Origin of the sequence: Thiocystis violascens DSM 198, from assembly GCF_000227745.2 — a bacterium.
In the GTDB taxonomy this organism is placed as follows: domain Bacteria; phylum Pseudomonadota; class Gammaproteobacteria; order Chromatiales; family Chromatiaceae; genus Chromatium; species Chromatium violascens.
In genome coordinates this window covers 2047468-2068925 of the sequence record NC_018012.1, presented here as the reverse complement: position 1 = coordinate 2068925, position 21458 = coordinate 2047468, and the positions used below count along the sequence as shown (strand labels likewise).

The 21458-nt window shown below is 60.9% G+C and carries 17 protein-coding genes and 1 pseudogene; 5 read left to right on the top strand and 13 right to left on the bottom strand.

Annotated elements, in window-relative coordinates; genetic code table 11:
- Nucleotides 1-3: 3 nt before the first annotated feature.
- Nucleotides 4-522, bottom strand: a complete 519-nt coding sequence (locus THIVI_RS09175) for a DUF7931 domain-containing protein (protein ID WP_014778321.1) — start codon at nucleotides 520-522, stop codon at nucleotides 4-6.
- 444 nt (nucleotides 523-966) lie between these two features.
- Here THIVI_RS09175 and THIVI_RS09170 point away from each other — a divergent pair, with 444 nt between their 5' ends.
- A complete protein-coding gene (locus THIVI_RS09170; protein WP_014778320.1) occupies nucleotides 967-1548 on the top strand; it encodes an OmpA family protein in 582 nt (193 codons plus the stop codon).
- 288 nt (nucleotides 1549-1836) lie between these two features.
- Here the strand turns inward: THIVI_RS09170 and purB are convergent, their stop codons facing one another.
- The 4 genes and pseudogenes from purB to THIVI_RS26390 form a co-directional block, all read right to left on the bottom strand.
- The gene (gene purB / locus THIVI_RS09165; RefSeq protein ID WP_014778319.1) at nucleotides 1837-3204 is read right to left on the bottom strand and encodes an adenylosuccinate lyase; all 1368 of its coding nucleotides are present in this window, start codon (nucleotides 3202-3204) and stop codon (nucleotides 1837-1839) included.
- Nucleotides 3205-3445: 241 nt separating this feature from the next.
- Nucleotides 3446-6109 (bottom strand): aconitate hydratase AcnA, encoded by a 2664-nt coding sequence (gene acnA / locus THIVI_RS09160; protein ID WP_014778318.1) that lies wholly within the window; start codon nucleotides 6107-6109, stop codon nucleotides 3446-3448.
- A gap of 133 nt (nucleotides 6110-6242) precedes the next feature.
- On the bottom strand, nucleotides 6243-6455 hold the full coding sequence (locus THIVI_RS26395) for a WYL domain-containing protein (RefSeq protein ID WP_483754818.1): 213 nt from the start codon (nucleotides 6453-6455) through the stop codon (nucleotides 6243-6245).
- Nucleotides 6456-6564: 109 nt separating this feature from the next.
- Nucleotides 6565-6654, bottom strand: a pseudogene (locus tag THIVI_RS26390) (hypothetical protein); the annotation flags it as partial.
- A 351-nt stretch (nucleotides 6655-7005) separates the two neighbouring features.
- On the opposite strand from THIVI_RS26390, the gene THIVI_RS09150 reads away from it, so the two are divergent.
- Both THIVI_RS09150 and THIVI_RS24655 read left to right on the top strand, forming a co-directional pair.
- A complete protein-coding gene (locus tag THIVI_RS09150; protein ID WP_014778316.1) occupies nucleotides 7006-7902 on the top strand; it encodes a trypsin-like serine peptidase in 897 nt (298 codons plus the stop codon).
- Nucleotides 7903-8476: 574 nt separating this feature from the next.
- The gene (locus THIVI_RS24655; RefSeq protein ID WP_014778314.1) at nucleotides 8477-9412 is read left to right on the top strand and encodes a PEP-CTERM sorting domain-containing protein; all 936 of its coding nucleotides are present in this window, start codon (nucleotides 8477-8479) and stop codon (nucleotides 9410-9412) included.
- Nucleotides 9413-9445: 33 nt separating this feature from the next.
- Here THIVI_RS24655 and THIVI_RS22700 read toward each other — a convergent pair whose 3' ends face one another.
- From THIVI_RS22700 to THIVI_RS09120, 5 genes are all read right to left on the bottom strand, one after another.
- On the bottom strand, nucleotides 9446-10852 hold the full coding sequence (locus THIVI_RS22700) for an IS701 family transposase (RefSeq protein WP_014776674.1): 1407 nt from the start codon (nucleotides 10850-10852) through the stop codon (nucleotides 9446-9448).
- 99 nt (nucleotides 10853-10951) lie between these two features.
- Nucleotides 10952-11695, bottom strand: coding sequence for a hypothetical protein (locus tag THIVI_RS09135; protein ID WP_157174415.1), 744 nt, complete (start codon nucleotides 11693-11695; stop codon nucleotides 10952-10954).
- Between the two features lie 201 nt (nucleotides 11696-11896).
- Complete coding sequence (locus THIVI_RS09130; RefSeq protein WP_014778313.1) at nucleotides 11897-12463, bottom strand: OsmC family protein; 567 nt, start codon at nucleotides 12461-12463, stop codon at nucleotides 11897-11899.
- A gap of 13 nt (nucleotides 12464-12476) precedes the next feature.
- Complete coding sequence (locus tag THIVI_RS24650; protein WP_014778312.1) at nucleotides 12477-12623, bottom strand: hypothetical protein; 147 nt, start codon at nucleotides 12621-12623, stop codon at nucleotides 12477-12479.
- 197 nt (nucleotides 12624-12820) lie between these two features.
- Nucleotides 12821-14905 carry a M1 family metallopeptidase gene (locus THIVI_RS09120; RefSeq protein WP_014778311.1) on the bottom strand — a complete coding sequence of 695 codons (2085 nt, stop codon included), beginning with the start codon at nucleotides 14903-14905 and terminating at the stop codon, nucleotides 12821-12823.
- 464 nt (nucleotides 14906-15369) lie between these two features.
- Between THIVI_RS09120 and THIVI_RS09115 the strand changes: the two genes are divergently transcribed.
- Together THIVI_RS09115 and trhP are read left to right on the top strand one after the other, a co-directional pair.
- Nucleotides 15370-16545 (top strand): ChaN family lipoprotein, encoded by a 1176-nt coding sequence (locus THIVI_RS09115; RefSeq protein WP_014778310.1) that lies wholly within the window; start codon nucleotides 15370-15372, stop codon nucleotides 16543-16545.
- The gene (trhP, locus tag THIVI_RS09110; RefSeq protein WP_014778309.1) at nucleotides 16542-17858 is read left to right on the top strand and encodes a prephenate-dependent tRNA uridine(34) hydroxylase TrhP; all 1317 of its coding nucleotides are present in this window, start codon (nucleotides 16542-16544) and stop codon (nucleotides 17856-17858) included. The genes THIVI_RS09115 and trhP overlap by 4 nt, the downstream gene beginning before the upstream one ends.
- A gap of 173 nt (nucleotides 17859-18031) precedes the next feature.
- Here the strand turns inward: trhP and THIVI_RS09105 are convergent, their stop codons facing one another.
- From THIVI_RS09105 to THIVI_RS09100, 3 genes are read right to left on the bottom strand one after another with little or no spacing between them, the layout of a single operon-like run.
- Complete coding sequence (locus THIVI_RS09105) at nucleotides 18032-19423, bottom strand: alginate export family protein (RefSeq protein WP_014778308.1); 1392 nt, start codon at nucleotides 19421-19423, stop codon at nucleotides 18032-18034.
- On the bottom strand, nucleotides 19413-19583 hold the full coding sequence (locus THIVI_RS25095) for a symporter small accessory protein (RefSeq protein ID WP_014778307.1): 171 nt from the start codon (nucleotides 19581-19583) through the stop codon (nucleotides 19413-19415). Before THIVI_RS25095 ends, THIVI_RS09105 begins: the two co-directional genes overlap by 11 nt.
- Before the next feature lie 20 nt (nucleotides 19584-19603).
- Entirely contained in the window at nucleotides 19604-21442 is a 1839-nt protein-coding gene (locus tag THIVI_RS09100) for a sodium:solute symporter family protein (protein ID WP_014778306.1), read from the bottom strand.
- Nucleotides 21443-21458 lie beyond the last annotated feature (16 nt).

The following is a 21458-nucleotide window of genomic DNA, read 5'->3' as shown; positions in this document are numbered from 1 at the left end:
GCCTTACAGATCAAGTCGACGCAGTTCGAGAGGGGACGCGCCGCGCTCCCAGATCGGGTTGAAGGCGGCGCGCAAACGGCGCGCCTCGCCGGGGTTATTGAAGTCCGCGACGGCCTCCAGGGAGTCGGCCATCTGGCGGCGAATGTAACCGCATTCGTCTGCGATCAGAAAGGCGTCTAGCCGATCCTGATCGTCTTCGTCGACACAGCGGATGGCGATTCGGGAGGTCAGGCGCCGCGCGAGCTCGATCAGCCGGTGTCCGCTCAGGCTGGCCTGGCGAGCGTCGAAGATCAGGATCCGGACGGACAGCACCGGCCGCGCGAGCGCGAGTTGCCGCACGGCGCTCAGAAAGGGGCGTTGGTCATAGAGGTCGGGATCCAGTTTGGGATCGAACAGAAGCAACTCGCGGCGGGCCTGGTCGGCCATTCGCAGGCTGGCGTGACGGATCAGTTCACGACGATCAAGCCGCAAAAGGCCTGGGGAAGCCCCAAGCATCGGTTCATCTTGAATGGACTGTTTCATTTTGGAAGATCTCGGAGCGCGTACCTGAGTGGAACGAACCAATAACCGCTCCCGATCCTCATGAGCCGAGCCCTGTCATCGGTGTTCGCTCTCTCGTGTTGCAAAAAAGTAGCACTCTAAAATCTTGCCGAGCGCTTTCTTTTAGTGGTACTTTTATAACGGAGCAGGAAAAAATGTTGCGCAAGCGAAGCGAGCGTTGTAAATATGCCGCGAGGATAGAAAAAGTTGCACTTTTGTTCCTGTTGTGGGCTAAAATGTCTGTGTTTCAATCTGCGGCCGTTTCACGTCACCCGTGCTCTAACGACTTAAAATAAGCATCGGGAGACGGACTTCGACGTTTGTGAGAGAAAACCGCGACTCTGTTGTTTTTAACTCACGCATGCTCCAACTTACGCGAAGGTTCCCGATTCGAACATCTCCACCCACCTGAACAGGAAACGAAAGATGCGCAACCATATCACGACTTCACGCCTCGCCTCGCTGGCTGCTCCGTTCGCGGTCGCCTTTGCACTCACCGCTCCGCTGGTCGCGAATGCCGGCGATTACATGAACGAGCATTTCTGGTCCGCTCAGCCGGAAGGTACCGCTTGGGTGACCAACTACGGCGAATGCTGGCAGAGCATCCATGGAGCTAACGACCTAGAGCCCTGCGTCACGGCGCCTGCGGTTCCCAAAGAGTTCACGGTTCGCTTGAATTTCGAGTTCGATAAATATCGCCTTGAGAACATCGTGAACGACAGCGAGTTGCAGCGCCTCGACGATTACATCGCGCAGGTTCAGGAAACGCCTGTCCGCGAACAGATCTCGCTGACCGGCCACACCGACGCGAAGGGCTCCGAGGAATATAACTATCAGCTCGGCAAAAGACGCGCCGAAACCGTCCAGGAATACATGATCAGCAAGGGCATCCCCTCGGAAGACATTATTTCCGTCGAGAGTCGCGGCAAGCTCGACATGCTCCCCGATTACGACATTTTCTCCGTGCAGCAGCGTCGCGTGAAGATCAATGCCGAGTACGGCGGTTAATTGAGATAGGGCTGAACCTTACCGCGCCGATCACTTGAAGCGGACGGTTGCTTCGAGCGATGGCGCGGCGTTTGACGCTACGGATTCTGTCTCTCCGTCGCTTGAATCGCTGCGGTACTTTCCTAGGTCCCCTCAATCCGTTCCAGCCTTGATTGACTGGTTCGGACGTGTCCAATAAGCCTCATCCCCCCCGAGTGGGGCTTATGGTAGGGCCGATCACGTTAGCGCGTGACCGGCCTTTTTTATGATTTCATGGACCGCACGCCTTTGCCAAGCAGTGACGTGGATTCAGATGTCACGCGCGAGTCGCGCGGCATCCCCCAGGTAGGTTGCGGGACTCAACGACTTAAGTTCGATCTTCGCGGCTTCGGGGATCTCCAGACCCTCGACGAAGCTGGCGAGCGCGTCCGGGCCGATCCGTCTCCCGCGTGTCAATTCCTTTAATTTCTCATAGGGTTGCGCAACGCCATAGCGACGCATGACCGTCTGAATCGGCTCGGCCAGCACCTCCCAGTTTGCGTCCAGATCCGCCGCCAGACGCTCGGGATCGGCCTCCAGCTTGCCGACGCCCTTTAATGTCGATTGCAAGGCGATGCTGGTGTGGGCGATGCCGACGCCGAGATTGCGCAGCACCGTCGAATCGGTCAGATCCCGCTGCCAGCGCGAGATCGTCAGCTTGCCGGCCAGATGCTCCAGGATGGCATTCGCAAGGCCCAGATTGCCTTCCGCGTTCTCGAAATCGATCGGATTGACCTTGTGCGGCATGGTCGAGGAGCCAACCTCGCCCGCCACCGTGCGCTGCTTGAAGTAACCCACCGAGATATAGCCCCAGACATCGCGGCAGAAATCGCTCAGGATATTGTTGAAGCGCACGATCGCATCGAAGAGTTCGGCCATGGAATCGTGCGGCTCGATCTGGGTGGTGTAGGGATTCCAGGTCAGACCCAGCGACTCGACGAAGGTGTGCGCCAGACCCGGCCAGTCGACGTCCGGGTAGGCCACCAGATGCGCGTTGTAATTGCCGACCGCGCCATTCATCTTGCCGAGCAGTGCAACCTCCGCGATCCGCGCCCGCTGTGCGCGCAGTCGATGCACCACATTCGCCATCTCCTTGCCCAGCGTCGTCGGCGTCGCCGGCTGACCGTGGGTGCGCGACAGCATGGGCTGATCGGCATGGCGATGGGCGAGGTCGCGGATCGCCGCGACGATCTGGTCCATCTCGGGGAGCAATTGCCGGTCGCGTCCGGCCAGGATCATCAGACCATGGGCCAGGTTGTTGATGTCCTCGGAGGTGCATGCGAAATGGACGAATTCGCTGACAGCATTGAGTTCTGCGTTGTCCGCGATCCGCTCCTTCAGAAAATACTCGACCGCCTTGACGTCATGGTTGGTGGTGCGTTCGATGTCCTTGACGCGTTGAGCGTCCGCGACGTTGAAGTTGTCCGCGAGGTCGTCGAGCCGTCGGTTGGCGTCATCCGAAAAAGCCGGGACTTCGGGGATATCGGGATGACGGGCAAGGGTCTGGAGCCAGCGGATTTCCACCAAAACGCGCTGGCGGATGAGTCCGAATTCGCTGAAAATTTCCCGCAGATCGGCGGTTCTGGCGGCATAGCGGCCGTCGACCGGAGAGACGGCGGTGAGGGTGGAGAGATCCATCGGTATCAGTGGCTCCGGGTTTATGTATGGAGAATGGACAGGATTAAACGGCGCGTGACACCGCAGCGCGGTGTCACGCGATCAAGGTTCTTTCCGGAAAAGCGCGCCTACCCCATTTGGCCTTGATCATCGTGCCGCCTCTGGGATGGCCGAGTTGTACTCGGCTCGCTGGCCATCAGGCCAGCGCGGGGCGCCGACTGCAAGTCGACGATCCCAGGAAAGTGCCGTGACGGCTCAAACTTTAGGTCGCGAGCTTACGCAGGACATAGTGCAAAATCCCACCATTACGGTAGTAATCCACCTCGTTCGGCGTATCGATCCGCACCTTGGCCGTGAAACTCTTGACCGACCCGTCGGCGGCGGTCGCCCGCACCTCGACCTGCTTCGCCTCGCCGTTGTTCAGTCCGACGATCTCGAAAGTCTCGGCTCCGGTCAGCCCTAGCGATTGCGCATTCTCGCCCTTGACGAACTCCAGCGGCAAAATCCCCATGCCGACCAGATTGGAGCGATGAATCCGCTCGTAACTCTCGGCGATCACGGCGCGCACGCCGAGTAGGCGCGGCCCCTTGGCCGCCCAGTCGCGCGAGGAGCCGGAGCCGTATTCCTTGCCGGCGAGCACGATCACGGGCGTGCCTTCGGACTCGTAGCGCATGGCTGCGTCATAGATCGACATCGGCTCCCCGCTCGGCTGGTGCAGGGTCACGCCGCCCTCGGTGCCGGGGGCCATGAGGTTGCGCAACCGGATGTTGGCGAAGGTGCCGCGCATCATGACCTCGTGATTGCCGCGCCGCGAGCCGAGGCTGTTGAAGTCCTTCGGCTCCACGCCCTTTTCGATCAGATATTTCCCGGCGGGCGAGTTCGGTTTGATGGAGCCGGCGGGCGAGATGTGATCGGTGGTGATGGAATCCCCGAGCACGGCCAGACAGCGCGCGCCCGCGATGTCGGCGACCGGCGCGACCTCCATGGTCATGCCGTCGAAGTAGGGCGGATTGCGGATATAGGTGGAATCCGCCGGCCAGTCGTAGGTCTGGGTGTCCGGGGCGTCGAGCGACTGCCAGTGCGCATCGCCGGCGTAGACATCCGCATAGGCACTGGTGAATTCGTCGACGGTGACGTTTTCGGCGATGGCGCGGTTCACCTCGTCCTGGGTCGGCCAGATGTCCTTGAGATACACCGGCTGGCCGCTGGCATCCGTCGTGAGCGGATCTTGGTAAGGGTCGATGTCGATCCGTCCGGCGATGGCATAGGCGACCACCAGCGGCGGGCTCGCCAGATAGTTCATGCGCACCTCGGCATGCACCCGGCCCTCGAAATTGCGGTTGCCCGACAGAATGGACACCGCGCACAGATCATACTCGGCGATGGCCTGCGAAACCGGCGCCGGCAGCGGGCCGGTGTTGCCGATACAGACGGTGCAGCCATAGCCGACATTGTGGAAACCGAGTGCCTTGAGCGGTTCGGTCAGTCCGGCGCGGTCGAGATAGCGGGTGACCGCCATGGAGCCGGGGCCTAAGGATGTCTTGACCCAGGGCGCGGCATTGAGTCCCAGCGCGGCGGCCTTCTTGGCGACCAGCCCGGCGGCGAGCATGACGCTCGGGTTGGAGGTGTTGGTGCAGGAGGTGATGGCCGCGACCACGATGGAGCCGTCGGAAAGCTCGACCGTCTGGCCGTCGATGATCGTCTTGGCCGGACCCTTGTCCGGGATGCCGCGTTCCTGCTTGAGCGAGGCCAGCGCGACGGGAAAATGGCTTGCCATGTCGGTCAAGGTCACGCGGTCCTGCGGACGCTTAGGACCAGCCAGCGAGGGCGCCACGTCGCCCAGATCCAGTTCCAGCGTCTCGGAATAATCCGCCTCGGCGGCCTCGGCGGTGTGCCAGACGCCCTGCGCCTTGCAATAGGCTTCGACCAGCGCGATCTGCGCCTCGTCGCGTCCGGTCAGACGCAGATAGTCGAGCGTGATCTGATCGATGGGGAAGAGACCGCAGGTCGCACCGTACTCTGGCCCCATGTTGGCGATGGTGGTCCGTTCGCCCATCGGCAGGGTGGCGATGGCCGGGCCGTAGAATTCGACGAACTTGCCGACCACGCCATGCTTGCGCAGTTGATCGACAATGGTCAGCACCAGGTCGGTGGCGGTCACGCCTTCCTTGAGGGTGCCGGTGAGTTTGAAGCCGACCACCTTGGGCACCAGCATGGACACCGGTTGACCGAGCATGGACGCCTCGGCCTCGATGCCGCCGACGCCCCAGCCGAGCACGCCGATCCCATTGATCATGGTGGTGTGCGAGTCGGTGCCGACACAGGTGTCGAAATAGGCTTGGGTGACGCCATCAAGCGCGTTCGGGAAGACGACGCGCGCGAGATACTCGACATTGATCTGATGCACGATGCCGGTATCGGGCGGGACGACCTTGAACCCGTCCAGCGCCTTCTGGCCCCATTTGAGAAACTTGTAACGCTCCTGGTTACGCTGGAATTCCAGTTCGGCATTCAGCGCGAAGGCCTCGTTGGAGCCGAAATGGTCGACCTGAACCGAGTGGTCGATAACCAGTTCGGCGGGCTGGAGCGGATTGATTTTGCGCGGATCGCCGCCGAGCGCCACCATCGCGTCGCGCATCGCGGCCAGATCGACCACCGCCGGAACGCCGGTGAAATCCTGCATCAGCACACGCGCCGGGCGGTACTGGATCTCCTTATCCGGTTCGGCCTGCGGATTCCATTGACTAAAAAACTCGATGTCCTGGCGCGTCACGGTCACGCCATCCTCGTTGCGGAGCAGGTTCTCCAGCAGGATCTTCAGCGAATAGGGCAGACGCGCGCTGTTGGGCACGGCGTCGAGCTTGAAGATTTCGTAGTCCTGCCCGGCGGCGTGCAGGGCGGTCTTGGCGTTGAAACTATTGGGCATCGAGGGCTCCGGTGGCGTGGCTTGAGTCATTACAGCACAGGCACGGATTCTAGCCTTCAGATCCAGGATACGCCATCTGCTGCACTGCAATAAGAGATCGGCCGCGTCCAGCGTCCCTAACGGAAAGGCGTGTTTAGACGTCCTGATAGAGCCCCGCCATCTTCGCCGCCTGCGCCGCCACGGTCTGGCGCAAGTCGGGCGGGGCGAGCACTTCCACATTGTCCCCCGCTCCCAAAATCCAGCGCAGCAATTGCCCCGTTGAAGGGACGCGCGCCCGAATCCGGATGTCGAACGCGGAGTCGTCCGGTTCTTCTTCTTCCTCCTGGTCCGGGCGCGATGGCTTGATCCAGATCGAAGCCCTCGGCCTGGCGGGCGGGAACCTGGGTCAAGGCCGTGGGGGCGCTCATCCGATGCAGTGCATACAACCGCACCGGCGCGTCCTCGTCGTTCTTCAGGGCGAAGAGGTAGGGAATTGGGCCGCGCTGGACCACTGCCTGGGGGTGGATGCGTACCCTGGCGCTGTCGCCTCTGACATTTTCGTACACAACATCGAGAGCGCAGCCCTTCGCCAACGCGGCGATGACCGCGGTGAGGACTCTTGGATCGATCACCGCCGACTGCAACCGCAAGGTGTCGGGGAGAACGCGCACGCGTTTCGCGTCGAGCGCCAGACCGTCCGCGTTAGCCAGCAGGCGCTGCCAGAGTCGATCGAGCTGGCGCTGGCGCGCGACATCGGTCGCCAGCGCCTGGATGTGCCCGATGGCGTCTTTCCAGCACAGATCGTCGTCGGTCAGCTCATCCTCCAGGTGTCGCGACCGTTGATAGCGTAGCGGTTTGCCGCCTGGACCAGCGCCGAGCCCGGCCAGGCGCTCACGGGCGCCGCGTTCAATGCCAACTTGCGCGCCGGCGGTTCTGACGGGCGCTTTTGGTCACCCCTGATCGAAGGCGACGCCCTCATCCTGGCGATCGAGATCCCACCGACGGTCGATCCGGCGAGTATCCATCTCAGCCTCCCGCGACTGTCGCACCTCGACGAGTTGCCGTACTCGCTGCCTGGGCACCCCCTACCCAGCGACTGTCACGAAGACGTCATGTGTCACCCTGCCTGGAACCAGCCAAGTCGTGCGACCGCCATCCTGCTCTACACCCGCCCCGACGGCGGGTCCGCGGTTTGTTCTGGAACCCTGCTCCGCGACGCCGATCCCGCCACCGACATCCCCTATTTTCTGACCGCCCACCACTGCGTTCCTGACCGGGCGCGCGCCGCCAGCCTTGAGACCTATTGGCTCCACCGCTCACACGCCTGCAACCGCGCACCCGCTCGCGCTCAAACCGTCACCGGCGGTGCGGACCTGCTGTACACCGACAGAGCGACCGATACGAGTTTCCTCCGCCTGCATCGGTCGCCCCCTCCGGGTGCGGTTTACGCCGCTTGGAGCACAAACCCACCGGCGCTCGGGCAGCCCGTGGCGGGCATTCATCATCCGCAAGGTCAACCCCAGCGCATCGCCCTCGGCACCCTGACCGAGCGGCTGCACTGCATCGCCATCGAAGACTGTGGAGCGGACCCCGAATCGGGCGAAGAGCACTACCTCCGGGTCACCTGGACAACCGGCATCACCAGCGGGGGAGGCAGTGGGTCGGGCCTTTTTCTCCCGACTGGGGAACTCGTCGGCAACCTCTACGGCGGTTTCAGCCGCTGCGACAACCCCCAGGGGCCGGACGACTACGGACGCTTTGACCTGGCCTATCGGGCCGGTCTACATCGCTGGTTAGGCTCCCCGCAGGAGTGATCTACCGGCGAGACCTGCATGATCGGCGGGCGGACGCACGGCACACGCGCAACCGCGCCCGCCAAGCGGCGGCAGTTTCTGGATGCGATGGGATTGGCGACCAACACCCTCGCCCCATAGGAATTCGAGCCGGGATAGATCCTGATTGCCCGGCATCCGCTTGGTTCATTCCTCACCCCAGCCACTGCCCTTTAGCGACGCGGATTAAGTTGCTGTTGGCGTCTTCGGTGCGCCCTTGCGCTTCCGCGTTTACCGTCCATAATCTCTGGGAATATTCTTTTCGGGCACATTTCTGTGCCCTCGCCCGTGGTGCTAACTGCGTCAATTCAATGCGTGAATTGACGTGTGCAGTCTCTGGTTCTGATCGGTGTTTGGCAGCGCGCGACAGTCGGTGAATGGTCGAGACGGCTAGCGGTTGACTGATGAGCGGAACGGTCGCCTCGTTGATCAAGAAAGCGGCTGCGTGCTCCTGCCGAGCACGACAAACGCAGAGTCTGTCTAGCACCATAATTACGATTTCCGTCTAAATCACTGTTGTGCTATTTCAGATCCACCAAATTTTGGAGAAAATCTAATGAATCGCAATATAGCAATTTTGGTATTTTCTTGTTTGGCGTCAATTAATACATCTGCATTCGCTGCCGGCATATGGTTTGCTGACACGGTCGGTTCGACTTTTTCCAGCACAGATGGAACAGAAATAGGTGGGGCTCTTATCGTTGGATGGAATGATGAGGAAGCGGGCCTGGCAAGGTCCACCTTTGATACTCCTGATCCTGGCGGCAACATAAACTACACTGTGGCTGTCACCGGGGTCGGTGGGGGCTATATCCAAGTTTCGTTTCCTTTTGGCCTCTTCTTCAATTATCAAGGTGGGGTTTTTGGGATCGGCCCAGGTGCAGCCCCGCCGCTGGGATTGCCTGGTGCTCCAATCCAAGCGCCATGGTGGGTTAAATGGCTTCAGGTGAACAATCTCAACCAGAATAGCAGTTTCTGGGCAGATTCTCTTGTAACAGCATCAGCAAATGGGGATTTCGACTCTCAGCAAGTAAGTGACGGACCAAATCCAGACAGTGCATATGCCGAAGCTGCTGCGAGCGCCCAAAATGATGGTGCGTATTGCGGTATTAATTGTTCAGATCCTCTAATAGAATATGGCATAGAATTTTTGCATTACATGAGCATAAACGGTGGAGCGTTCCAGGAGATATTTAGTGTAGATATCACAAAAATGGAGGAGGATCTGTTGCCGTCGTACTCTGATTGGTTGGCCATGTCGGGCACTCCTGAGAGTTTCGAATTGACCGGGACGTTTAATTATCTTATTGATGCAAGCAATTTTCCAGAAGGCCAGACCGTTAACATAACGTTCAAGGATGAAGCACATTTATACCTTCAAGCGAGAATAGTACCTGAGCCCTCCGTACTTCCTTTACTGAGCGTTGGCCTCATAAGCCTCGTAGGTATACGGCAAAAAATATGGCGCAAGCGACTTTTTACTGCTGGTTAGTTCTACTTTGTTACTTTAATTCAAACGCATTGACTATCCCGTCGCGGTCAGCTTGTAATAACGCTCGATATCCTTGCGCCTTTGCTCATGCCTGACCCGCATTTGCTGGATTCTTTTTTCGACCGCATCCGGATCGTTGAGTAGTAAAGCGATGATGAGAAGCCGAAGATCACGGCAACTCACCAATGGATAATCGGTTTTGTGCAAAAGACGCTCTTTAACAATAAAGGACAGCGACAACATCACCAGCGCCATATGGTGGTGCCAGGCATTCCATTTTCTGACTTGATAATCTGACATTCCTAATTCGCTTTTGGCTTCTTGAAATGCCCGTTCAACCCAATAGCGCTGTGCTTGCATGTAAGCCAGCCTTTCGATCGGGGTGCTCCGATAATCGACATTACTGAGTGAGTATTTGATCTTGTTGTCCGCGTGATTTCGGCTGATGACCAATACCCGCTCGGTCACGCGCTCCGACTTGCCATCCCAAACCCACACGGGAGCGGTATGAACGGACAGCGTGATCGGCCCTTTGGCCCCATTGCGAACGGCCATCGTGCGCCATTGGAAAGGATAAAGATGGTCGGCATACCATCTCACTTGCGTGGGGTCGCGATCAGCTTGAAGTTTGGTTGGCTTTCGTCCTCGCCCAGCGGATTCCGGAACCGATAGAATGGGTTTGAGGGGATAGATCATCTGATCGCAATGAACATCAAGCAGAAAATTTAACCCTATGTTATCTAAAGAAACACCAAGCTCTAACCCGTGTCCGTACAGGCCATCACCGCCCACCCAACCAATGTCTACGCCCGCCGCCAGATCGGATTGAATCATCTCCAGTGCGAGTTCGATCTTCGTTTTAAACTGACGTGCCTCTTCAGGAATACCCGCTTGGTCACATCGCTTTAAATCAGCGGTCCAGGACGTTGGAAGGAACAACCGCTCATTAATTAACGTGCTCTGTGATTCCCAAACTAAGCTGGCATAAACGCCCACCTGGCAATTCTCAACCTTACCAATGACACCGGCATATTGCCGCGCGACGCCAACGGAATACTTGCCTTTCTTGAGATGCGCTGACTCATCAATGATGTAGCCGACATCCCGACCGCGATAATTCGGCTGATTCGCATACAGACTTGAGGTGTCTTGGGCGATCGCACCGATGAGGTTTCCCGCCGACCACGGTGAATCTGTGATGAACTGTTGGATCCGTTGATAACCATCACCACCGGACACATCAATTTCTTCGTTGATGCGTTCGAGATTCCGTTTTCCGGCTTCAGTTTTGAGAAGACCCATGATGTAAGCTCGACTCAGTTCATGACCATCAGCTGTTTCGTTTTGAAAAAATTCGTGATAATCCTCCAGATGAGCGGAGAGGTTACCAACCATGTTTTTTAACATCGCATCGGTTTCGCTACCAATCGCGTTAGCCATGATCTGCCATTTCCAAATAAAATTTTCCCTGAAAATAATATTTGAAAATCATAAGCTTATGTCAAGCTAACAAAGTAGAATTAAAGCTCATTCGTGAAATCATATAGAGAAGGGCACTACCCTGGTGTTGACGGCGTGAATAGATTCGCTCAGATCGATTGGATTTGAGTGGGTTTTTATGAGCGGCATCGACCAGTAGTGCTGGAGGGTCGCGTAGCCCGGCTGACGCATGAGTTTTGGATCCTGATGGTGGCGGATATGGAGGGCTGCCGGCAGGGCCTTGTCGCCGTCCCCGATGAAACTCGCCGCCGCCAGGAAATAGATGTGTCCGGGCATATGCACCAGATGACCGGCGCCGGGGACCATATCTCGTAGCCTGTCGGCGGCGACGACGCCGCGCTCGGGATGGACCTTCTCGACCGCGTGGATATAGAGATGATTGGCGAGCGGATGGTCGGGATGGACCGCCAGCACGGATTCCAGGGTCGCGAGCAGGGTGACGGTCGTCGGCTTGGGCGAGCCATCGGGTTCCCAATACGCCCAGGGCATGGTGTCCATCAGCGCCTCGGCGTAGAGACTGGCCGCGTCCGGATCGTCCGGGAAGCGTTGAGCGACCGCGCCCATCGCCTCCGCGTAGGCCAGATCCAGCGGGCCGCGGTCGTCCGGAGGCTCCTTGGCATAGCGTTTCGCTAATGCCTCGATATAGGCGTGTTCACGCTCGCTCGCCTTGGGCGCCAAGGCCAGCGCCTGTTGCGTGGCTTCATAGGCGCGTGGATTGTCGGCGGCATCCATCCCGGCATTGATATTGGGTCCGAACATTAGCGCCTCGCCCCAATAGCACATGGCGCAGTCCGGATCCAGGGCCTGAGCCTACTGGAACGAACGCGCCGCCTCCTTAAGCTCCGGAATTGGGCAGAACTATCAGGATTCTTCAATATTGGCAGGATTAAAGCGGAGCTATATAAATCCTGTTCATCCTGCGAAATCCTGTGAATCCTGTCCATTAAAAGCCTTGATTCCGTTAGAAGATTTCCCGGAACTCGCCTAAGCGCGCGTGACTGTCACCGGCACCGGACGGCAAACGGTGTTGCACACGGGGGAGTGTTCCCGTGAATACGCCATCAGGTCATCCAGTTCCTGATCGGTGCAATCCGCTTGGACGTGCATCTTGATCCGGATTTGCTCGTAGCCGGGAGAGACCGTTTCGTCGAGCCCAAGTAACCCCTGCAAATCGATGTCGCCATCCAGTTCGGTGGCCAACTCGCGGATCTGAATCCCGCGCGCGGCCGCATGCAGGATGAAGGTTGTGGTCACGCAGCCGGCCAGCGCGTGGAGCAGAAACTCCACCGGATTGGCGCCCTCGTTCGCGCCCAGCAGCACGGGCGGTTCGCCATTCGTGAACTGGAATGGCGTTGTCCGAGAGTCGTCCTCGCGTCCGGCGCCGTAGAAATCCTGGATCGTCGAACGATTTTCTCCGCCATCGATCCAGGTGTTGCGCGCGCGGAACTGGAATCGGGCCAGCGACGGCGTTTCCTTGATGGCATCGATCGTCTGAACCATTTGCGCCTGGTCGAGACCGTTGATCCGGGTTGTCTGATCTTGCGTGTTCATGGTGTTGATCTCTCTACCGGGTTGTGGCGATGGCGTGATGATGCTGTCCCCACCCATCCAGACGGGAGGCGATGGGCTGATCACGCGCGAACGAACTGGCGGCAAGCAGAGTCGCCGTCAGGATCATGAGAAAGGTCGCTGTGACAAGTGGCTTGGACATTGGCTCCTCCTTGATGAACCGGCCTGGCGCGCGTATTGACGATGCAAAAAAAGATTAGTACAGACGACAGAGCTTCGCAGTCGGGAATTCCCATGTATTTTGCGGGCATGCAAGACGGATGAAGCGCCTCTGGAAGGTCGAGCGGGAACGCACCGAGAGCATGCCGATCTCGGCTGACACGACCGCGCGCTGGATTTTCACTCTGGGCGCGGTGTGGCTCCGAACCAATGGACGAGCGCCGAATCGCCCGTGGGCCATTGCCCCTTGAGTTGGTTCGTCGCCTCGGTACCGGTGAACGTCAGATAGCTGTATTTGCCATAATGGGGCAGCTTGCGGGCGAGCGCGGGTAGGGCGGCGGCATCCTTAGTCGCCAGCCAGGCCAGCGGCTGGTGGCCGCGCCAGCGGGTCAGGATCGGGCTGTCCGTGACATCCAGCGGGTTGTCGCCGATCCGAAGATGGTTCTCGGCGGCGTCGAGCGTGAAATCGGGCGCTTCCGACGCGAAGGTTCCGAGATGGCGGTTTTCCCATCCCAGCAGCCAGAGGGGGCGGTCATCCGGCAGTTCGGAGACCTCGCGATCCAATTGGAGACGCCACGCCGGATGGCCCTGTCGCCAGGTTTCGGCAAGTTGTCGATAAGCGTCCAGGAGTGGCGCTGGCGCGGCGGAAGGCAGCAGAATCAGCCCCCGGTCCGCGCCGAAGAGATTGCCGAGCGTGACCGGCGTTTCGCCGGGAAGCAGATCGCGGAAGACATCGAAGGCCGGATCGACGGCGAGCCGTTCCGGCGCCGATGCCAGCGTGATGTCAAATGGGGTTGATCGTTCGTCGCTCTCGACGATCAGCGTCATCGGATCGCTCGCGTGCCGGTGGATGACGACCGGAACCTGAAGCGGGAAAGGGGGCGCCGACTGGATTTGTTCGATCCTGCCGGTGATCCGGTATTCCTCGCCGCTCGGGGTGAGTCGAACCTCCGTCAGCGCGAGTCGCGGCGCGCCGGGCCGGGTCGTCCAGGCCGCGAAAAAGGCTTGCAGATCGCCCGCGCCGACCGCCTCGAAAGCCTGTTGCAGATCGGCGTAACTGGCCGCACGCCAACGGTTCTCGGCATAAAAGCGGCGCAGACCCTGGTTGAACGTCTCGTCTCCGAGTTGCTTCCTGAGCATGTGAAACAACATCGCGCCCTTGCCGTAGCCGATCGCCTGGGAGGCCGTTCCGTGGCGTCCGCGAAATTCGGTCAGCGGAAAATCCTTGCCGTCGCGCACATAGTCCGCGAAGCTTTTCAGCGTCTCGCGACGGTACTCGGCACCCTGTCCAACCCGCTCCTTCAGCCAGTAATCCGCCAGATAGTTGGTCAGCCCCTCGCTCCAGTTGCCACTTGCATAATCCACATAGACCCCATTGCCCCACCAGTTGTGCAGGATCTCGTGCGGATAGGAGGTGTCGACGATAAAGGGCAGTCGGATGACGCTCGGTCCCAGCAGGGTGAAGGACGGCATGCCGTAACCGGTCTCCCAAAAGTTTTCGACCAGGGCGAATTTCGCGAAGGGGTAGGGGCCGATCAGGTCCGAGTAGAGCGCGACATACTTGGCGGTCGCGTCCAGATAGGTTTGGGCCAGTGCGTCGTCGGGGCGACGCAGATAGACCTGGGCCTCGAAACCCTCGGCTGGTTTGCGATAGAGTCGAAAGGGCGCGGCGATCAGATAGATGTTGTCCTGGGGCTGGGTTTCGGACCAGGTGGACAGTCCCGTCTCAGGCGCGCCCGGACCGCCGCCTTGAGAGACCGCCGTCCAGCCCTCGGGGAGTCGCACCTGGAGTCGAAAGGTGTGCAGCCGGTCGGGGATGCGCGGATACCAGCCGCTGTTGCCGTCGAGAAAGACGCCGTTGGGGTCGATGGTTCCGAGCGACCACTGACGTGCGCGGCCCATGCCCTCGTCGATGCGTTCCAGGCCGTGGCGGATGCGCCCGCCATAGCTCAAGGTCACCGGGCCAGGCGCGCGGCGGCGGAGACGATAGCGGGTCAGATGCTCGAAATCGCCCGCCGGAATCAGTTCGGCATCGCCCGCGATCACCTTTGGATCCAGGCCGGCGTGCAGCAGCAACAGCCACTCGCTTTCGCCGTCGGGCAGCCCCATCTGATCCTGAACGGTCAGCGTGCCGGACGCGGGGTCGATCCGGACCTCCAGCCCGTGCTGGATGGAGGGTGTCGCGGCGAGCGCGACGCTTGGCGTCAGGATCGAAAAAAGGACGGCGAAGGCGAGCGCGGCGGCGAGGGTGGGCGGTTTAGGCATAGGGTATCGATTCCTAAGGATGAACTGTGGTTGATGGACTCGCCCATCCCAGAGGTGGAGCGGCACTTCCCGGCCTGGGATCGCCGACTTGCAGTCGGCGCGTTGGCGCCCCGCGCTGGCTTGACGTCCAGGAGACCGAGTACAACTCGGCGATCCCGGATGGCAGTCCGATGCGGGTTGGCCGGTACGGCGATCAAGATTCAATTGAGGCCGAGTTGTTCCGGAAACCACACCTTCGACGGGGCTCGGGACAGGCTTGGGCTCGTTGCGGAATAGAATCGTGACAAGGTTGCTCGATGTTTCCCCCGTCGGAGATTTTATCCTCGCGAATGTCCTTATCCGGCGGTGCGCATCCTCGATGACGATTATTATCCGGATTCACGAGAGGGCATGGGGGCGCCATGACTGACACCCTCTGGATCGCCCTTGCACAAAATGCAATGACACATCACCGGGGGAACTCGATGCCACATCCGTCTCCATCCATCCTGACCGGCGCGCCGCTGCTTCTATTCGGCACACTCGCGCTTGCCCAATCCGCCGCGACCGGGCCGGTCGCTCATCCTCCGGTGTCGACCGGGATACCGCACACCGAGAGTCGGGTGCTGGATCTCTCGTCGCTCACCAACATGGAAGCGCTGCTGGATCGACTCACTGATCGTCGTGTGATTTTCGTCGGCGAAAGTCATGATCGCTACGAAGACCATCTCAATCAGCTGGCCGTCATCCAGGGTTTGCATGCGCGCGGGCGCAGGCTCGCTATCGGTATGGAGTTTTTCCAGCAGCCCTTTCAGGCCGATCTCGACGCCTACATCGCCGGAACCATCCCGGAAGCGGAGTTTCTGCGCCGGACGCAGTATTTCGATCGCTGGCGTTACGACTATCGACTCTACCGTCCGATCCTGCAATTCGCCCGCGAGCAGCGCATCCCGGTGATCGCGCTGAATCTGGCGTCGGAGTTGACGGCCAAGGTCGGTGATGTCGGCATCGCTGGACTCACCGAGGAGGAACGCGCGCGGATCCCAACCGAGATCGACCGCGACGATCCCGCCTATCGGCAGCGCGTGGAGTCCGTCTTCAAACTCCATCCCGCCGAGCAGCAACGCGATCTCGAACATTTTCTGGAGGTCCAGTTGCTCTGGGACGAGGGAATGGCCGAACGCGCCGCGAGGGTGCTCGCCGACGACTCCGAGTGCACGCTGATTGTGCTGGCGGGATCCGGGCACCTCGAATACGGGCAGGGCATCCCGCAACGGCTCCTGCGCCGTCAGCCAGTTCCTTCGGCCATTCTGCTCAATGGCGCCAATCGTAGTCCGGATCCAGGGGCGGCTGACTTTTTTCTCTATCCGCAGCCGGTCGAACTGCCGTCTGGCGGCCTTTTGGGCGTGATGCTCGACAACGAAACCAGTGGAAACGGGGTGCTGGTCAAAGGCTTCGGCGACGAGAGCGGGGCGAAGATCGCGGGGCTGGCGGAGGGCGACCGGATCGTGCGGGTGGGCGGGGCGCCCATCGCCAATTATGCGGATATCCGCATCGCGCTGGTCGACAGTCAGCCGGGCCAGACCCTGCCGGTCGAGATTGAACGCAAACGCCTGATCGGCGGTGACGAACGCCTGACATTCCTGGTCGAACTGCATTGAGTACGCCCAAGTCGAGAACTGCGGGGGGACGCGCGCCGGAACTCCTGTCGCCAGCCGGAACGCTCCATCATCTGCGCTACGCCTTCGCCTATGGCGCGGATGCCGTCTACGCCGGCCTGCCGCGCTACAGCCTGCGGGTGCGCAACAACGACTTCGACGCGGCGAACCTCGCGCTCGGGATCGCCGAGGCGCACGCGCTGGGCAAGCGTTTTTATCTCGCGGCCAATCTGATGCCCCACGGGGCCAAGCTGCGGACCTTCGTCGACGATCTGGCGCCGATCATTGCGCTCGGACCGGACGCGCTCATCATGGCGGATCCGGGGTTGATTCTGATGGTCCGCGAACAGTGGCCCGAGCAGCCGATCCATCTCTCGGTCCAGGCCAACACGGTCAACGCCGCCGCCGTGCGTTTCTGGGCCGGGCAGGGGGTGTCGCGGGTCATCCTCTCGCGCGAACTTTCGCTGGACGAGATCGCCGGGATACGCGCCGCCTGTCCCGACATCGAACTGGAGGTCTTCGTCCACGGCGCACTCTGTATCGCCTACTCTGGGCGCTGTCTGCTCTCGGGGTATTTCAACCATCGCGATGCCAATCAGGGAAGCTGCACCAATTCCTGCCGCTGGGAATATCGGTTGGGCGTCGCCGAGCCCGTCGGGCAGGACAGACACCCCGCCGCTGACGAGGTCTATCTGCTCGAAGAGGCCAAACGGGCGGGCGAGTACCTACCGGTGTTCGAGGACGAGCATGGCACCTACATCCTCAACTCGCGCGATCTTCAAGCGGTCGAGCATGTCGGTCGGCTGGTGGCCATGGGGATCGACTGTCTAAAGATCGAGGGCCGCACCAAATCGCACTACTATGCCGCGCGCACCGCCCAGGTCTATCGCGCCGCGATCGACGACGCCCTGGCCGGTCGGGCGTATCGTCCCGAATTGCTCGCCGCTCTGGAGGGGCTCGCCAACCGGGGCTATACCGAGGGCTTTTATCGTCGGCATGCGCCGGGCGATTTGCAGAATTATGCCGATGGCGCCTCGCGCAACCAGCGACGGATTTTCGTGGGCGAGGTGACTGGCGGCGCGTCGGGTTGGGCCGAGATCGAGGTGAAAAACCGCTTCGCGGTCGGCGACGATCTGGAACTGATGACTCCCCAGGGCAACACGCATTTTTGCCTGGAGCGGATGGAAACCCTGGACGGCGCGGCGCTGTCGGTCGCGCCGGGGGCTGGCTGGCGGGTGCGTATTCGCGTCCCCGCGCCCGGTGACGTGCTGTCCATGGGCCTGTTGAGCCGTGTCCTTGGCGAACCCGGTCGATGAGATTCATCTCGAACCGCGCGCCAAGGCATCGGGATCGCGCCATGAAAAACGCACCCGGTGTTCCAAGGGCGTTTTTAGATCAGGCGTCGATGGGTTTCACGGCCAACCCAAAGATAACTTGAAATTCAGAGCGGTTGACATCGCTTGTGCTGACGTCAACCGCGTCGCGCGTTTCACCAGGTCAGATTCAACTCCGCTCGCACGAAGAACGAATCGTCGCGCCGATTCGCCGCGTAGTAATCCCCTGGGGCGAGGTATTCGGCGACCAGATGCCCGGCGACGTGCTTGCTGAGCTTGGTCTTGACCCAGCCGGTGAAGAGATGTCCGCGAAAATCGTCCTCGCCGCTGATGTTCGCCATCTGCGCGGCGGTGCGGGTGCTCATCTCGTTCGCCCAGAGCGCGTGATAATCGACCAGAACCTGGGTGGTGGGATGCACCTGCGCGATCCAGCCGACATTCAGGCGGCTCAGGTTGGTGGCCTCGCCGACACGGCTCTCCAGCGGCCATTGATAGATCATGAGCTCGCTCCACTGCGGCCAGCGGCCCCAAAGCGGGTCGAATGCCTGATCGCTTCCCCGGCTGTCGGGGTCGTCGCCCGAGAGATATTCGAAGTCGGCGTGGAGCTGATTCTTCAGTCGGTCGTTGAGGCTGAAGGTCAGGCGGCTGTTCAGACCGAAGGCGCTGAGGTCGCGCCGGTTGCGGGTGCCCCATTCATAGACGGTTTCGGCGCGCAGCGCCAACTGTGCGTTGAGCTTGGCGTCGGCGCGCGCCCCGGCCGCGTAGATGTCGCCGGTGTCGGAGCCGGAGGGGAAGGGCGCGCCATTGTTGACGCGGAGATTGGCCGGCGGGCCGGAGGTGATGTTCTCCCGGTCGTGTTTGTAGATGAAATAGCCATCCAGGATGGTGTCCCTGAGCAGCGATTTGTTGCGGGCATAGAGGATCGCGCCGGTTTCGTTCTGTTCGGTCTGATCTTCAACATCGCCGTTCAGCGCTTGCGGGAAGCGCCCGGTATCGGCGCTCTGGTCGATGTAGATCAAATCCAGCGTGGTGCCGAGCGACTCCAGGTCATAGGTGGCGCGGGCGGCGTCGAAATAGATGGTCCGCGAGCCGTCGATGGGCGAGCCGTCGAGCACCAGCCAGCCGTTGCCCAGGATGATGTCCTGGCGGCCCAGCTTGGCCGAGAGCGGCAGACCGCCGATCCGCTTGGCATCGATGGTGAGCTGATCGAAGAGAATGCCGCCGCTGTACCACTGCTCGAAGCCTGGCACGGTCCAGTTCGAGGGGCTGGGATCCTGATAGTGGCGGCCTTCCCACATGAGCCGGGCGCTGGCCGAGAGTTGATCGCTCACGGCGTAGGAACCCCAGAGTCGTGTGCGATAACGCTGGAAGGTGCGGTCGGCGGTGGGGCTGGCGGCGTTCAGGCCCACGTTGTCGACCAAAACCTGGCGCAGACGCAGATCCGCGCCCCAGGTGAAGGGTCCGACCGTTTCCTCGGCCGTGGCTGTCGAGCAGGCGAGCGCGACGGTCAGTCCCGCGATCAGGAGAGTGTTGCGATTAGATTTCATCGTCTACCTTTTTTTCTTCGAGTGCCCATTGGCGGTCCTCCGGCGTGACCTCGTCGCGCGCGGCGTTGCGGCGGATCAGCCCGTAGATCAGGCTGAGGACGGCCAAGGCGATGATGCCGAAATAGGCGGTCAGTACGAATGGATCATCGATGCCAAGCATGTGTCATGCCCTCTGTAGGGTTAAGGCTTCCGCGCCGGGAAGCATTGACGCAGGTGTTCCGCGTCCGGCGGGCGGGTGATCGCGCTGACCAGGATCAGGGTTAGCAGTGCCGCGGGGAGCGCGACGATGATCGGATCCACCGAGGGCCAGTTGGGGTAGTCGGCAAGAAGGCTGGTCTTGCCGCCGGTGACCCATTGCACCAGTCCGATGGCTGATGCCTCCTTGGCCTTGATCAGCAGCAGCCAGAAGAGCGAGACGCTCATGCCGACCGTCATCGAGGCCAGCGCGCCCGCCTTGGTGACGCGCCGGAAAAAGAGTCCGCCGACATAGGCCGGCAGGAAGCTGGCGGCGCAGAGTCCGAAGAAGATGGCCGTGAAACGGGCGATGATGTAGTCCTGACGCACTGTGTAGCTGATGGTGACGGCGATCAGCAGACCCAGTACGATGGCGAGACGCATGACCAGGATGCTCGGCTCGCGGGCATGACCTTTGTCGCCGATGCGTTCGTACAGATCGCGCCCGGCGGCGGTGCCGATGGTGTGGAACTGACTGGACATGGTGCTCATGGCCGCCGCCAACAGAGCCAGGAAGAAGATCACGCCAAACCAGCGCGGCAGCGCCGAGGTGATGAAGGTCGGGATGATCTGGTCGGCGTCGCCCTTGACATAAGTCACGGCCGTGGAGCGCCCACCGACTAGCTCGAAGGTCTGGCCGTCCGCATCCCGAGCTTCTGCCCGTTCGCTGACGATCATGGGCGCGGTGGCGGGTTTGTTGGTCTTGGGGCTGATGATCGCCGTCCAGTCGCCGCTGTCGGTCTTTTTCATCAACTCGACCAGCGCGCGATCCTTGGCTGGGTCGATCTGCGAGACCACCTTGCCGTGCAGGATCGGGCCGTGCTGGGCGAACCAGGCATTCGACAGACTGCCGACCAGGAAGGGCGTGCCGGTCATCAGCATGATGAAGACCGCGCCGATCGGCACCGCCCGGTCGAGTTCGCGCCGGCTGCGCACCGTCATGAAACGCACGATCAATTGGGGCTGCGCCAGTACGCCGATGCCGACGCCGAGGATGATCGAGGTGATGACGATCCACCAGAGGTCGTAGGTCGGCGCGCCCCAGCCGAAGGCGGGCATCGCGGTCCAGCCCTGATGACCCATCTGTTGCAGTGGGACTGGGACCAGATCGGCCATATCGGTGAGGTATTGATGCGCCTCGGTGATGCCGCCCAGGCTCGAATAGGTGAAGACCAGCAGAAAGATCATGGCGAAGACCATGATGAAGCCTTGGAGTGTGTCGGTGTACATGACTGCCTTCAGACCGCCGGGAATCACATAGGCGGCGGTGACGACGGCGAAGAGCAGCAGCGCAACCTCGAAATCGATCCCGAACTGGGTCGCCGCGAAGATGCTGCCACCGGTCATGACCGCCGCCGAGTAGAGCGGCATGAAGAGGAAGATGAGCGCCCCGGCGAAGATCTGGATGCCGCGGCTCTGATAGCGCAGTCCCAACAGTTCGGGAAAGGTGTGGGCGCCCAGATGGTGTCCGAGCCGGCGCGTGGGCTCGCCTAGGACCGTGAAGGCGATCAGGATGCCGACCCCGATGTTGAGAAAGGTCAGCCACAGCAGACTCATGCCGAAGAGTCCGGCGACCCCGCCGAAGCCGACGATGGCGGCGGTCGAGATAAAGGTAGCGCCGTAGGAGACCGCCATGATGATGGGATGGGCCGAGCGCCCGCCGACGAGAAAGTCCGCCGCCGAGCGGGTACCGCGATAGCCGAGCCAGCCGAGGTAGCCGGTGGCGAGCAGGTAGGCGAGAATGACGACGATGTCGATCCAGCCGACCGAGGATGTTCCGGACATTGAGTCCCCCTGTCAG

What these genes read in the sequence shown, in the direction of transcription:
- purB (WP_014778319.1), bottom strand. Translation starts at nt 3,204, where the DNA reads ATGGATCTCTCCACCCTCACCGCCGTCTCTCCGGTCGACGGCCGCTAT.
- THIVI_RS22700 (WP_014776674.1), bottom strand. Translation starts at nt 10,852, where the DNA reads ATGGCTAACGCGATTGGTAGCGAAACCGATGCGATGTTAAAAAACATG.
- acnA (WP_014778318.1), bottom strand. Translation starts at nt 6,109, where the DNA reads ATGCCCAATAGTTTCAACGCCAAGACCGCCCTGCACGCCGCCGGGCAG.
- THIVI_RS09170 (WP_014778320.1), top strand. Translation starts at nt 967, where the DNA reads ATGCGCAACCATATCACGACTTCACGCCTCGCCTCGCTGGCTGCTCCG.
- THIVI_RS09105 (WP_014778308.1), bottom strand. Translation starts at nt 19,423, where the DNA reads ATGAAATCTAATCGCAACACTCTCCTGATCGCGGGACTGACCGTCGCG.
- THIVI_RS09130 (WP_014778313.1), bottom strand. Translation starts at nt 12,463, where the DNA reads ATGAACACGCAAGATCAGACAACCCGGATCAACGGTCTCGACCAGGCG.
- THIVI_RS09175 (WP_014778321.1), bottom strand. Translation starts at nt 522, where the DNA reads ATGAAACAGTCCATTCAAGATGAACCGATGCTTGGGGCTTCCCCAGGC.
- THIVI_RS09135 (WP_157174415.1), bottom strand. Translation starts at nt 11,695, where the DNA reads ATGTGCTATTGGGGCGAGGCGCTAATGTTCGGACCCAATATCAATGCC.
- THIVI_RS09100 (WP_014778306.1), bottom strand. Translation starts at nt 21,442, where the DNA reads ATGTCCGGAACATCCTCGGTCGGCTGGATCGACATCGTCGTCATTCTC.
- THIVI_RS09115 (WP_014778310.1), top strand. Translation starts at nt 15,370, where the DNA reads ATGCCACATCCGTCTCCATCCATCCTGACCGGCGCGCCGCTGCTTCTA.
- THIVI_RS24650 (WP_014778312.1), bottom strand. Translation starts at nt 12,623, where the DNA reads ATGTCCAAGCCACTTGTCACAGCGACCTTTCTCATGATCCTGACGGCG.
- THIVI_RS09120 (WP_014778311.1), bottom strand. Translation starts at nt 14,905, where the DNA reads ATGCCTAAACCGCCCACCCTCGCCGCCGCGCTCGCCTTCGCCGTCCTT.
- THIVI_RS24655 (WP_014778314.1), top strand. Translation starts at nt 8,477, where the DNA reads ATGAATCGCAATATAGCAATTTTGGTATTTTCTTGTTTGGCGTCAATT.
- THIVI_RS25095 (WP_014778307.1), bottom strand. Translation starts at nt 19,583, where the DNA reads ATGCTTGGCATCGATGATCCATTCGTACTGACCGCCTATTTCGGCATC.